This window comes from Clostridium sp. TJA085, assembly GCF_058310235.1.
In genome coordinates this window covers 142751-155844 of record NZ_JBZEEZ010000001.1, presented here as the reverse complement: position 1 = coordinate 155844, position 13094 = coordinate 142751, and the positions used below count along the sequence as shown (strand labels likewise).

Here is a 13094-nt window from a genome sequence, read left to right as displayed (position 1 = left end):
ATGTTTTTTTATTATATACTATAATCAATAATTATTTAGAATATTATTTTAGAAGGGAGATTTTTAATGAATTTACTTAATGATTTCATATTAAAATTCAATGATATTTTGTGGACATATATTTTAATAGCTATGCTATTAATTTTAGGTATTTATTTTTCTTTTAAAACAAAATTTGTACAATTTAGATATATAAAAGAAATGTTTAGACTTCTTGGAGATGGATTTTCAGCAGATAAAAAAAATGGAAGTATATCATCATTCCAAGCATTTTGTATAAGTACGGCTTCAAGAGTTGGTACTGGAAACTTAGCTGGTATCGCTATTGCAATTTCTGTTGGAGGTCCTGGAGCTATATTCTGGATGTGGCTTATAGCACTTATAGGTGCAGCATCAAGCTTTGTTGAATCTACTCTAGCACAAATATATAAAGAAAAAGCTGAAGATGGCTCTTTTAGAGGTGGACCAGCATATTATATGCAAAAAGGTTTAAATAAAAGATGGATGGGTGTTATATTCTCAATACTTATAACTATAGCTTTTGGTTTAATATTTAACTCAGTTCAATCTAATACTATAACATTAGCATTTAAAGATGCCTTTGGCGTAGATAGATTAATTGTTGGTATTATACTAACTTTAATAACACTATTTGTAATATTTGGTGGTGTTCACAGAGTTGCAAAGGTATCAGAAGTTATTGTTCCTATAATGGCTTTAGCATATATTGCAGTTGCTTTATTTATATTAATAATAAATATAACTGAAGTTCCTTCTATATTAAAATTAATAATAGAGAATGCTTTTGGATTTAAAGAATTTGTTGGTGGTACACTTGGTGGAGCGTTGCTTATGGGTATTAAAAGAGGACTTTTCTCAAATGAAGCTGGTATGGGTAGTGCACCAAATGCAGCTGCAACAGCAGATGTAAGCCATCCTGTAAAACAAGGTCTTATCCAAACATTAGGAGTATTTACAGATACAATTATAATTTGTAGTTGTACTGCATTTATAATTCTTTTATCAGGTGTTAATTATTTAGATAAATCAGTTACTGGAATTCAACTTACTCAAAGAGCTTTAAGTACACAAGTAGGCCCTTGGGGGAATACATTTATAGCAATATGTATACTACTTTTTGCCTTCAGTTCAATTGTAGGTAATTATTACTATGGTGAATCTAATATAGAATTCCTAAGTAAAAATAGAGTTATATTATATGTATATAGATTTTTAGTTGTTGGAATGGTATTCTTTGGATCAATAGCAGAAATAAATATAGTTTGGAATTTAGCGGATGTATTTATGGGACTTATGGCTGTAACAAATCTAATAGCAATTACCCTTCTTAGCAAACAAGCCTTCTTAGCATTAAAGGATTATCAAGACCAAAAGAGATCTGGTATAAAAGAACCATTATTTAAAGCATCTAATATACCTGGTTTAAAAAATGTTACTGAATGGAAATAGAAAAAGCAGATCATTTGATCTGCTTTTTATTTAACTTCTATTTTATCTATAACATTACTAATAATATTTATTATTTTACCTGATTTTGCTGATATAAAAAATATTTTATCAGTTTTTTCATTTGAAACTTCTACAACATAAGCCAATTCTAATCTTTCATTTTGTGCGCTATTACAAAAAGCTAAATATGAATTTGTCTTTACATGCCCTTCTTTTTGTACTTTATTAAAAAAGTTTAAAGCGATTTTTTCAGCATTATCTTTTGATATATTTATTTTTATACTTTCATGATCACTATTCTTAGTCTTATTTATATATCCTTGTAATTTTCCAGTATTTTTATTTATATTCAAAATTACCTCTTGCGAAAAATATGGGTATCCTTCTTCATATTTTAAAAATATAACAGAATAAAAATTAGAATCTTTATTTGTATAATTTTTATCTATTTCTTTTAATTTATAATTGCTTCCATCTATTTTATTTATATATTTTTTAGCAATTTTTACACTTTCATCTAATGTTATATTAATTTTATTATCAGTTTTTCTCTTATCAACAAAACTTATAATTTTATTATCTTTATTTATTTCTATCATATAAAGTTTACTTTTTAATAAATAAATCTCTTCATCACTTTTTTCTAAATTTCTTTTTTCTATATTGAATCTTATCTTTTTATTTTCCCTTTTAATAATATTATTTTCACTTAATGTATTAATAAACTCATTTCCATATTCTATTTTTTCATTTCCCTGTCCATGAAAAATATGTAAAATTAATGGAATAATTAATAACAACAAAAATATTATAACTAAATAAACCCATTTACCCTTGATATAACTCATCTTATCCCCCACACAAAATATTACTTTGTATAATTATTTTACACTATAGTTCACTTTTTGAAAATATAATTTAAACCTTTATGAACATTGTTATAATTATGGTTAAATTCTATATTACATAATATTTTTTATAGTATAATTAAGATAATAAAACTATCAAATTTTAGGAGGGTATATATATGAGCTTATCAAAATTAATTGAACAAAAAAGAAAAGAAAAAATTAGACAATCTCAAAAGAAAACAGCTAAAACTTTAGTAACTGGAGTTGCTTTTGGTGCATTAGCTGGAGCTTTAAGCGGTGTATTATTTGCTCCAAAATCAGGTAAGGAAACAAGAAACAATTTAAAGGATACTGCTAAAGATGTTAATGAAAAAGTAAAAATAGCAGCTAACAAAGCATCTAATACTTGTAAAGAAAATGTACTAGAAGCTAAAGCCAAAATAAAAGATTATTTAAATAATAAAAATATTCAAGATTTATCAACTAAAGAAAATAAAGAACATCTAATAGATGAAGTTAAAGAAGAAACAAATTCAGAGGTTAATAACTAATGTATATTAATTTACTTGATTTATTTTGGATAGTTATTGGTATTTTAGGTATAGTTGCATTAGTTTTCTTAATAATTTGTCTAATAAAATTATCTACTATTTTAACTAATGTAGATACTATTTTGACTAATAATAAAAAAAATATAGATACTACACTTAATAATGTAAAAGATTTTTCTGATAATGCAAAAGATATTTCAGATGTTGCAACTGAAGCAACTGCTGATGTTATTGTAGCAAAAGAAAATTTACAAGGACATTTAGAAACAGTAAGAGATATTGCAAACATTGTTTCAGGAGTATTTTTAAAAAATAAGTAGGAAAAATACTTTCCTACTTATTTTTTAGTCCTATATTATAAGCTAATTTTTCTTCTAAATCATTTCCGCCTATTTTTTTAATTAAGTTTAAATATAACTCTATATTTCCCATTACATTTTTACTCAACATTATTTTCCCATTATCTGTATAATTTCTTTTTACTAATCTAAAATCATTTTTTTCTATATCTAGTCCATCTATCCAATCTCCATAAGGAACTAAAACGCCTTTTAGCTCATTACAATTTGCTAAATAATATATTCCTTCATTAATAGCACATATAAAATCACATTCTTTATAATACTTTAATATATAATTTATTATCTTTCCTTTACTACTTTCATCTATTATTTTATTTCCACCTGGTATTATAATTATATTAGGTTTAATATCATTTTTAGTTATACTTAAATTAATATTTTTACTAATATTTATATTATTATCAATTGCTATACCATATACATTAAACATTTTTCTTCCAAGTATAGTATTAGCTTTTGAAAACAATTCCTCTGCCATAGTATAATCTAACATATTCATATTCTTAATCATTAATACTCCTATGTTAGTATTTTTGCTTTTATCAAAATTCAAAAATCCTGATTTACTAATTCTTATAATTGTAGTGTTTCCAAATTTTTTAACTTCCTCAAACCCTATTTTTTGAGCTATCCTTTCCCCTTCTAATGTTGATACTTTATCCATAAGCATGTCCCCACCAAATTCGGTAAAATAATATTCTAGAAGTAATCTAACAGCTTCTTCTCCATATCCATTATTTCTATAATTATAATGTATTTTCACATTAAACCTTGCAATTTTTGTTGCAGAATCATATCCGTGAAAACTAACTTCTCCTATTGGAGTATCGTTATTATCATATACTAAACAATAAAAATTCTTTCCATCAGTTGGGTTAACCATTTTTTTATAAAACATATCCCACTTTTCTTCTGTAAAATAAAAAACTCCTCCAATATCTTTCATAGTTTGTTTATGAGCCCAAAGCTCTTTAACAAACGATAATTCATTATACTCAGGTTGTTTTATATATACCTTTTTACCATTCCTTCTATATAATCCGTCTCTCAGTTTCATTATAATCACCTTTATCTAAAAATTCACCCTTCTCAATTTATAGAACAATACTTATTTTATATTAATTATATCAAACTTTTAATGTTTTTTTGTATATTAATAAATTTTTTATTATTTTAGAAATTGTATTAATTTATTATTATTTTTTAAAGTGACACTATATCAAGTTTTTAATATACAAAGTTAAATGTTTTATCTTAGTATTACTAAACTTTATTTACGTTTTTATTAAACTTATTTTTACAGTAAATGCTGTATCCTTTTATTATCAATGAATCTAAAGAAAAAATTTTTTTATTTTTTTATTAAATATATTGATTTTTAAACATATAATAATTATAATTATTCTTGTTTGTTTAGTAATCTTAAACTTTATGTTTAGTAAAAGTTATATTTTAAAACAGAAATGTGGTGTGAAAAATGGAAATAGGCGATAAAATCAGAAGTCTTAGAATTGCTAAAGGTCTCACACAAGAAGAATTAGCTAATAGATGTGAATTATCTAAAGGATTTATATCTCAAGTTGAAAATGATTTAACTTCACCATCTATTGCTACATTAGTTGATATTTTAGAAATCCTTGGAACTAATTTAACCGAGTTTTTTAGTGAAAAAGGAGAAGAAAGAATAACATATAAAAGTGATGACATGTTTGAAACTGAAGATGAAGACTTAAAGTACAGCTTAAAATGGTTAGTTCCTAGTGCTCAAAAAAATGATATGGAGCCTATTATGCTAACTTTAGAGCCTAATGGCAGATATATAGAGGAAGAACCTCATGAAGGGGAAGAATTTGGATTTGTCTTAAATGGAAGTATAATTTTACACTTAGGTGAAAAAAGATATAAGGTAAAAAAAGGAGAAAGCTTTTATTTTAAACCTAAATTAAATCATTATCTTTCAAATCCAGGTAAAACTACTGCAAAAGTTATTTGGATAAGTACTCCCCCATCATTTTAGATTATTTATTAAGACTATATAGAAAGAGGTGTTTATTGTGAAAGATAACATTCTAGAATTAAAAGGTATAAGTAAAAAATATGAAGATAACGAGGTTCTAAAGAAACTTGATCTTAATATAAAGAAAAATGAATTTTTAACACTTTTAGGTCCTAGCGGTTGTGGTAAAACTACTACCCTAAAAATAATTGCAGGATTTGAAACAGCAGATAGTGGTAAAGTTATTTTTGATGATAAAGATATGGCAAGCCTTCCATCTTATAAAAGACCTGTAAATACAGTGTTCCAAAAATATGCTTTATTTCCTCATATGAATGTGTTTGATAATATAGCCTTTGGTTTAAAAATAAAAAAATTACCAAAGGATGAAATAAAAGAAAAAGTTACTGAAATGCTTAAATTAGTTGCTCTTAGTGGTTTTGAAAATAGAAAAATAGACTCTTTAAGTGGTGGACAACAGCAAAGAGTAGCAATTGCAAGAGCATTAGTTAATGAACCTGAAGTTTTACTTCTTGATGAGCCTTTAGGTGCATTAGACTTAAAACTTAGAAAAGAAATGCAAATAGAGCTTAAAAAAATTCAACAAAGACTTGGTATTACATTTATATTTGTAACTCATGACCAAGAAGAAGCTCTTACAATGTCAGATACTATAGTTGTAATGAATAAAGGTGTTATTCAACAAATGGGAACACCTCAAGATATATATAATGAACCTGCTAATGCATTTGTTGCTGATTTCATAGGTGAAAGTAATATAGTTGATGGTGTTATGCTTTGTGACTATAAAACTGAATTTTTAGGAAAAATATTTGAAAGTGTTGATTTTGGATTTGATAAAAATGAAGAAGTTGATATAGTTATAAGACCTGAAGATATTAAAATGGTTAAAGCTTCAGAAGGTATGCTTAAAGCAAAAGTTATATCTGTTATTTTTAAAGGAGTTCATTACGAAATAGAAATAGAAGTTGAAAATTGTAATGATAAATGGATTATTCATAATACAAAATCAGCTGAAGTTGGATCAACTATTGGAATAGATATATATCCAGAAGATATTCATGTAATGAAAAAGGTGAGAGAATATGAATAAAAGAAGTAGATTAGCAGCTTATCCTTACATAGTATGGAGCGTATTATTTATTGTTGTTCCTTTAATTATGATTTTATTTTTTAGTTTTACTATAGATACAGGTTCTGGCTATAAATTTTCACTTGAAAATTTTGAGAGGCTTATGAATCCTATATATATTAGAATATTTGGTCGTTCAATGTATTTGGCATTTATTTCTACTGTATTATGTTTAGTTATAGGTTATCCTGTTGCTTATATAATATCAAAAATGCCTGAATCAAAGAGAAACCTAGTAATAATGTTATTTATTCTTCCTATGTGGATGAATTTCTTACTTAGAACTTATGCTTGGATGCCTATATTAAGCAGAAATGGTATAGTAAATAACTTTTTAGGGTTATTTGGAATTGAACCAATTCAATTTTTATATACTAATGGTGCTATTTTACTTGGTATGGTTTATAACTTCTTACCATTTATGATATTACCAATATATACAGTATTATCTAAGCTTGATCAAAATTTAATAAATGCTGCATATGACCTTGGAGCAAACAAAAAGCAAATCTTTACTAAAGTAATATTGCCTTTAAGTATGCCAGGAATTATTTCTGGAATAACTATGGTATTTATGCCGGCTGTATCAACTTTTGTTATTCCAAGACTACTTGGTGGTGGAAAAGATATGTTAATTGGTAATGTTATAGAACAACAATTTACAACATTAAGCGATTGGCACTTTGGATCAGCACTTGCAATTATACTTATGATTCTAATATTAATATCAATGGCTTTAATGTCTAAATTTGATAGTGAAGAAGCTGAAGGCGGTGGTCGTTTATGGTAAATAGATTACACAATTTTATAAAAAGATTTTATTTAATTATAATTTTTATATTTTTATATGCTCCAATAGTTACTTTAATGGTGTTCTCATTTAATGATTCTAAATCAATGGGACATTGGAGTGGTTTTACATTAAAGTGGTATAAATCACTTTTTCAAAATGATGCATTAATGGAAGCTTTATACTATACAGTTTTAATTGCTTTAATTGCCTCTATTATTGCTACTATTGTAGGAACTATAACAGCTATTGGAATTAGTAGAATGCGTGGAAAAAGCAAAGCTTTATTACTTAATATAAATAACCTTCCTATTATAAATCCAGATATAGTTACTGGTATAGCTTTAATGAGTTTATTTATATTCTTAAAATTTGATTTTGGATTTAATACAATGCTTCTTGCTCATATATCTTTTGATATACCATTTGTAATATTATCAGTTCTTCCTAAAATAAAACAACTTCCTGATAATACTATAGAAGCAGCAATGGATCTTGGTGCTACTCCTTGGTATGCACTTAGAAAGGTTATAATACCTCAAATTAAGCCAGGAATATTTGCTGGATTTTTAATGGCATTTACTATGTCAATTGATGACTTTGTTATAAGTTTCTTTACAACAGGTCCTGGGGTTACAAATCTTTCAATAGAAATTTACTCTATGGCAAGACGTGGTATTAAACCAGAAATTAATGCACTTTCTACACTAATGTTTGTTACAGTTCTTATACTACTTCTTATAGTTAATAAAAAGAAAAAAGTAGAGGTGAATTAAATGAAAAGAAAAAAGATTTTATGCACTACTATTGCCCTACTTGGAATAATAGCTACTACTCTTTTTACTGGGTGTAGCAATTCTAGTGCTAGCACTAATTCAGAAAACTCAAAAATATTAAATATATATAACTGGGGAGATTATATAGACCCTGATTTAGTTGATAAATTCCAAGAAGAAACTGGAATAAAAGTAAACTATAATACTTTTGATACAAATGAAACTATGTATTCTAAAATAAAAGATGGATCTAGTAATTATGACCTAATTGTTCCATCTGATTATATGATTGAAAAAATGAGAAAAGAAAATCTTTTAGAAAAAATTGATTATAAATATATTCCTAATTATAAATATGTAGGTAAACAGTTTAAAGACTTGCCTTATGATCCACACAATGAATATTCAGTTCCTTATATGTGGGGTACAGTAGGAATTGCTTATAATAGTAAAATAATAAAAAAACCAGTAGATAGCTGGAATATACTTTGGGATAAAGATTATAAAAATCAAATTGTTATGGTTGATTCAGTTAGAGATGCTATGGCAGTTGCATTAAAAAAACTAGGATATTCCTTAAATACTACAAATCCAAAGGAAATTGATAAAGCAGCTGAAGAACTTAGAAATGAAAAGCCTTTAGTTCAAGCTTATATGGTAGATGAAGTTAAAGATGCTTTAATAAGTGGTGAAGTAGCTGTTGCACCAGTTTGGTCTGGAGATGCTATGTATATAATGGATGAAAATCCTGATATTAAATATGTAATTCCAAAAGAGGGTTCTAATCTTTGGTATGATGCTTTAGCAATTCCAAAAGGAGCTAAGCATAAAAAAGAAGCTGAAGAATTTATAAACTTTTTATGTGAACCTGAAAATGCATTAAAAAATGTTGAATATATTGGATACCAAACACCTATTACTAAAGCTTATGAAATGCTTCCTCAAGATGTAAAAGATAAATATCCTACTGAAGAAGAACTTAAAAGATGTGAAGTATTTAATGATTTAAGTCCTAAAGCGTTAAGAAATTATAATGATGCATGGATTAAAGTTAGGTCATAATAAAAAAGCAATCAGAAATATGATTGCTTTTTTACAATTATATATTAATTAGGAGGTACTTTATAATGATTAGAATAAAAGTTTTAGTTAGTGGTCATGTTCAAGGTGTAGGCTTTAGATTTTTTACTCAATATGAAGCATCTTTACTTAATCTAACTGGATTTGTTAAAAACTTATCTGATGGAAATGTTTATTTAGAAGCTCAAGGAGATAAAAATAATATTTTAAAATTCATAAATAAAATAAAAAAAGGTAATGGCTTCTGCAAAGTTAAATCTATTTCTATTGATGAATTAACTCCTATTGATTCTGATAAAAAATTTAAAGTCTTATATTAAATTTTATATAGTATTTTCTTTAAATCTATATAAAGGTTAATACATATAATTAATTTTAAATGCTTATTTAATTCTGTTTCTTTTAAATATTTTAATTATAATTTGAAAACATTATATTCTAATATATTATGTATATAAAATTTATACTTTTATAAAATAAAAAGAGTCAATTTTAAATTGACTCTTTTTTTAATCCAAAAATTTATTTGTTTCATCAAAAATTACTTTTCTAAGTGCTATTATAGCAATAAGGTTTGGTATTGCCATAAGACCATTTACTATATCTGCTGATATAAATATAATATCTAATGATATAAATGCTCCAATAGCAACTAAAATTATGTAAATTATTTTAAATGGAATTATCGCTTTTTCACCTAATAAATACTCTATACATTTTTCACCATAATAATTCCATCCAAGTATTGTTGTAAATGCAAAAAATACCAATCCTATATTAACTATATATTTTCCAACATAAGCAATTGGTAACCCAACCTCAAATGCAGCAGTAGTTAAACTTGCTCCATCAATTGAAGAATTAAATGTTCCAGTTAATACAATTACAAGTCCTGTCATTGTACATATGATTATTGTATCAAAAAATGTTCCTGTCATTGATATTAATCCTTGTCTTGCTGGTGAGTTTGTTTTTGCAGCAGCTGCTGCAATTGGTGCACTTCCAAGTCCAGCCTCATTTGAAAATACTCCTCTACTAATGCCTTTTTGCATAACTATAATTATTGATAGTCCAGTTACTCCTCCCATAGCTGCTTTTGGATTAAATGCACTTTCAAATATAATATGTAAAGCTTCTGGAATACTTTTAAAATTAAATATTATTACTAATATAACTCCTAAAATATAAAACAATGCCATAAATGGAACAACAGCTTCTGATACTTTGGATATTCTCTTAATTCCACCTAATGTTACTAAAGTAACAAGAACAGTAACTATAATAGCTGTTATAATAATTGGTACATTAAAACTATTTTTTAATCCTTCTGATATTGAATTTACTTGAGCAAAAGTCCCTATTCCAAATAAAGCCACTAAAACTCCAAATAAAGCAAAAAGTTTTGCAAGCCACTTTATACCCATACCATTTTGTATATAGTACATAGGGCCTCCTTTTACTACTCCATTTTCATCAAATTCCCTATACTTTATAGCAAGCACTCCTTCAGCATATTTAGTAGCCATTCCAAAAAATGCTGCAATCCACATCCAAAGTAAAGCTCCAGGTCCTCCTGCCTTTATAGCAGTTGCAACACCAACTATATTTCCTGTTCCAATAGTTGCTGAAAGTGCTGTACATAAAGCTCCAAAACTAGATACATCACCTTTTGCTCCTTCTTCTTTTTGAAATATAAACTTTATAGCTTGTGGAAGTTTTCTAATTTGTATAAACTTAAGTTTATATGTTAAATAAATTCCTGTACCTAATAATAACACTAAAAGTGGTGGACCCCATACAATAGAGTCAATTGTTCTTAATATTTTTTCCATAATAAAAAAATCCCCCTAATTTATCATTTTGGAGGAGATTAAATAAAGCTAAAATATATAAAATTAGCTTCAAAAAATCCCCTGTCCTTTTACCTGAGAGTTTCAGCATAGAAATTTATGCCTTGCTCCTTCGGTGCTCAAAAGAAACTTTTGAGTCTCTCCAGAGGCTCGTCCAGTAGCGGTCCTACAACCTGAAAGATTTTTCCTCTTCGGTGGACTAATTAAATCAGTCTCTCTCCCACTACCTTCATCCGAACGTATTTAATTTTATTTAATTATATATATAACTTATAAATAAATCAAGTTTTTTTAAAATAAATTATCATATTGATATTTATAACAACATCCTACTATTATTAAATAATAATTTATGATATTATAATAATTATTATTTACATAAAGAAAAGGTGGTATACATGATAAAATTAATCGCATCTGATATGGATGGAACTTTATTAACTCCAGAAGGAAATGTTCCTAGTGAGTTTTTTGATATATTAAAGAAATTAAAAGAAAAAAATATAGAATTTGTTGTAGCTAGCGGAAGACCTTACAAAACTTTATATGAAAATTTTAAACCTATTTCTGATGAAATATCCTATGTATCAGATAATGGTGCAATGGTAGTTGAAAATGGAAAAATTAAATCTATAGAAGTTATGGATAAATCATCTGTAATAAAAATTGTAGATGCTTGTAAAAAGCTTAAAAATTCTGTAGCTATATTTTGTGGCGTTAAAAATTTTTATCATATTGATTGTTCTGAAAAATTTACTGATGAAATAAATAAATATTATTTAGATAATACTATAATAGATTCTTATGATTACATAAAAACTGTTGATGATGAAATATTTAAAATTTCTATATGTGATATGGATAATGCAATGACAAATTCATTTAAACTAATGAATGATATTTTAGGAAATGAATTTAAAATAGTTGTTGCCGGTAAATATTGGACTGATATAACTAATAAAAATGTTAATAAAGGCAATGCCATAAAAAAAATTCAATCTATAAATTCTATATCTCCTAAAGAAACCATGGTATTTGGAGATTATTTTAATGATATTGAAATGCTTAAGAGAGCACATTATAGTTATGTTATGGAAGACGCTTTAGATGAAGTTAAAAAACATGGTAATTTTATAGCTAAAAGTAATAAAGAAAATGGTGTAATTCAAGTGATTAATGAACTAATAAATTAAACTTAAAAAGGTTGCAATTAAATTGCAACCTTTTTATTTAAAGTTCTACTCTATTTCTAATTTCACCTTTATTAAAAGCTCTTATATTTTCTATTAAATCATTAAATAATCTCTCTCTAGCCTCAACACTCGCCCAAGCAATATGTGGTGTTAACACTAATCTATCCTTATTTTTTACTGATAATAAAGGATTTTTACTTAATATAGGCTCTACTGAAAATACATCTAATGCAGCTCCTGCAATTTTTTCCTCATCAATTGCTCTTGCTAGATCTTCTTCTACAATAATTGGTCCTCTTCCCATATTAACTAGAAAAGCTTCTCTTTTCATTTTTGATATATTTTCATAATTTATTAATCCTTTTGTGTTTTCATTTAATGGTGCATGTATTGAAATTATATCTGAAGTTTTCAAAAGTTCCTCAAACTCCACTCTTTTATAAGATGAATTATTATTTTTACCTGATGTTGAATAATAAATTACATTCATTCCAAAAGCTTCACAAACTTTTGCAACTCCTCTTCCTATTGCTCCAAGCCCTATTATTCCCCATGTCTTTCCTGATAAATCATTATATGGTTTATCTAGATTTGTAAACATTCCTGAATTTGAGTAATTGCCTGACTTTACAAATTCATCATAATAATTTATTTTATCGTATAAATGCAACAATGTAGCAAATGTATGTTGAACAACAGTATTAGTTGAGTAACCAGCTACATTTGTAACCGCTATATTTGTATTTTTAGCATATTCAATATCTATATTATTAAACCCTGTTGCCATTTCACATATAAGTTCTAAATTTTTACATACTTTCAAATTATCTTCATTCAAAACTACCTTATTAGTAAGAATTATATTAGCGTCTTTAATTCTTTCTAATACTTCATCCTCTTTAGTCATTCCATATACTTTAAGGCTACCAAATTCCTCAAGCAAGCTGTAGTTCATATTTCCTAAAGTATTCCCATCTAAAACTACTATACTCTTCAAAAATTATCACTCCAATTCATTTATG

Annotated in this window: 14 protein-coding genes and 2 riboswitches; of the genes, 10 read left to right on the top strand and 4 right to left on the bottom strand. The window is 26.3% G+C overall.

Annotated features, from left to right (window positions below; all coding sequences use genetic code 11):
- Positions 1 to 66: 66 nt before the first annotated feature.
- Complete coding sequence (locus tag AC4FQW_RS00785) at positions 67 to 1470, top strand: alanine/glycine:cation symporter family protein (protein ID WP_303128688.1); 1404 nt, start codon at positions 67 to 69, stop codon at positions 1468 to 1470.
- Between the two features lie 26 nt (positions 1471 to 1496).
- On the opposite strand, the gene AC4FQW_RS00780 is transcribed toward AC4FQW_RS00785, so the two are convergent.
- Positions 1497 to 2318, bottom strand: coding sequence for a hypothetical protein (locus AC4FQW_RS00780; protein ID WP_491146794.1), 822 nt, complete (start codon positions 2316 to 2318; stop codon positions 1497 to 1499).
- Between the two features lie 179 nt (positions 2319 to 2497).
- Between AC4FQW_RS00780 and AC4FQW_RS00775 the strand changes: the two genes are divergently transcribed.
- Together AC4FQW_RS00775 and AC4FQW_RS00770 are read left to right on the top strand one after the other, a co-directional pair.
- The gene (locus AC4FQW_RS00775; RefSeq protein ID WP_491146793.1) at positions 2498 to 2872 is read left to right on the top strand and encodes a YtxH domain-containing protein; all 375 of its coding nucleotides are present in this window, start codon (positions 2498 to 2500) and stop codon (positions 2870 to 2872) included.
- The gene (locus AC4FQW_RS00770; protein WP_303128692.1) at positions 2872 to 3192 is read left to right on the top strand and encodes a hypothetical protein; all 321 of its coding nucleotides are present in this window, start codon (positions 2872 to 2874) and stop codon (positions 3190 to 3192) included. Before AC4FQW_RS00775 ends, AC4FQW_RS00770 begins: the two co-directional genes overlap by 1 nt.
- A gap of 13 nt (positions 3193 to 3205) precedes the next feature.
- Here the strand turns inward: AC4FQW_RS00770 and AC4FQW_RS00765 are convergent, their stop codons facing one another.
- A complete protein-coding gene (locus tag AC4FQW_RS00765) occupies positions 3206 to 4291 on the bottom strand; it encodes a GNAT family N-acetyltransferase (RefSeq protein ID WP_491146792.1) in 1086 nt (361 codons plus the stop codon).
- A 420-nt stretch (positions 4292 to 4711) separates the two neighbouring features.
- Between AC4FQW_RS00765 and AC4FQW_RS00760 the strand changes: the two genes are divergently transcribed.
- The 6 genes from AC4FQW_RS00760 (at position 4712) to AC4FQW_RS00735 (ending at position 9349) form a co-directional block, all read left to right on the top strand.
- Entirely contained in the window at positions 4712 to 5251 is a 540-nt protein-coding gene (locus AC4FQW_RS00760) for a helix-turn-helix domain-containing protein (RefSeq protein ID WP_303128698.1), read from the top strand.
- 37 nt (positions 5252 to 5288) lie between these two features.
- On the top strand, positions 5289 to 6344 hold the full coding sequence (gene potA, locus AC4FQW_RS00755) for a spermidine/putrescine ABC transporter ATP-binding protein (RefSeq protein WP_303128699.1): 1056 nt from the start codon (positions 5289 to 5291) through the stop codon (positions 6342 to 6344).
- Positions 6337 to 7173, top strand: coding sequence for an ABC transporter permease (locus tag AC4FQW_RS00750; protein ID WP_303128700.1), 837 nt, complete (start codon positions 6337 to 6339; stop codon positions 7171 to 7173). The genes potA and AC4FQW_RS00750 overlap by 8 nt, the downstream gene beginning before the upstream one ends.
- Positions 7167 to 7949: an ABC transporter permease gene (locus AC4FQW_RS00745; RefSeq protein ID WP_303128701.1), complete on the top strand. Its 783-nt coding sequence runs from the start codon at positions 7167 to 7169 to the stop codon at positions 7947 to 7949. The genes AC4FQW_RS00750 and AC4FQW_RS00745 overlap by 7 nt, the downstream gene beginning before the upstream one ends.
- A complete protein-coding gene (locus tag AC4FQW_RS00740) occupies positions 7950 to 9011 on the top strand; it encodes an ABC transporter substrate-binding protein (RefSeq protein ID WP_303128702.1) in 1062 nt (353 codons plus the stop codon).
- A gap of 65 nt (positions 9012 to 9076) precedes the next feature.
- The gene (locus AC4FQW_RS00735; RefSeq protein ID WP_303128703.1) at positions 9077 to 9349 is read left to right on the top strand and encodes an acylphosphatase; all 273 of its coding nucleotides are present in this window, start codon (positions 9077 to 9079) and stop codon (positions 9347 to 9349) included.
- A 189-nt stretch (positions 9350 to 9538) separates the two neighbouring features.
- On the opposite strand, the gene AC4FQW_RS00730 is transcribed toward AC4FQW_RS00735, so the two are convergent.
- Positions 9539 to 10861, bottom strand: a complete 1323-nt coding sequence (locus AC4FQW_RS00730; RefSeq protein WP_303128705.1) for an alanine/glycine:cation symporter family protein — start codon at positions 10859 to 10861, stop codon at positions 9539 to 9541.
- A gap of 78 nt (positions 10862 to 10939) precedes the next feature.
- Positions 10940 to 11028, bottom strand: a riboswitch (glycine riboswitch).
- Between the two features lie 2 nt (positions 11029 to 11030).
- A riboswitch (glycine riboswitch) is annotated at positions 11031 to 11112 on the bottom strand.
- Between the two features lie 165 nt (positions 11113 to 11277).
- On the opposite strand from AC4FQW_RS00730, the gene AC4FQW_RS00725 reads away from it, so the two are divergent.
- Positions 11278 to 12072, top strand: coding sequence for an HAD family hydrolase (locus tag AC4FQW_RS00725; RefSeq protein WP_491146791.1), 795 nt, complete (start codon positions 11278 to 11280; stop codon positions 12070 to 12072).
- Between the two features lie 37 nt (positions 12073 to 12109).
- On the opposite strand, the gene AC4FQW_RS00720 is transcribed toward AC4FQW_RS00725, so the two are convergent.
- A complete protein-coding gene (locus tag AC4FQW_RS00720) occupies positions 12110 to 13069 on the bottom strand; it encodes a D-2-hydroxyacid dehydrogenase (protein ID WP_491146790.1) in 960 nt (319 codons plus the stop codon).
- Between the last annotated feature and the right edge of the window lie 25 nt (positions 13070 to 13094).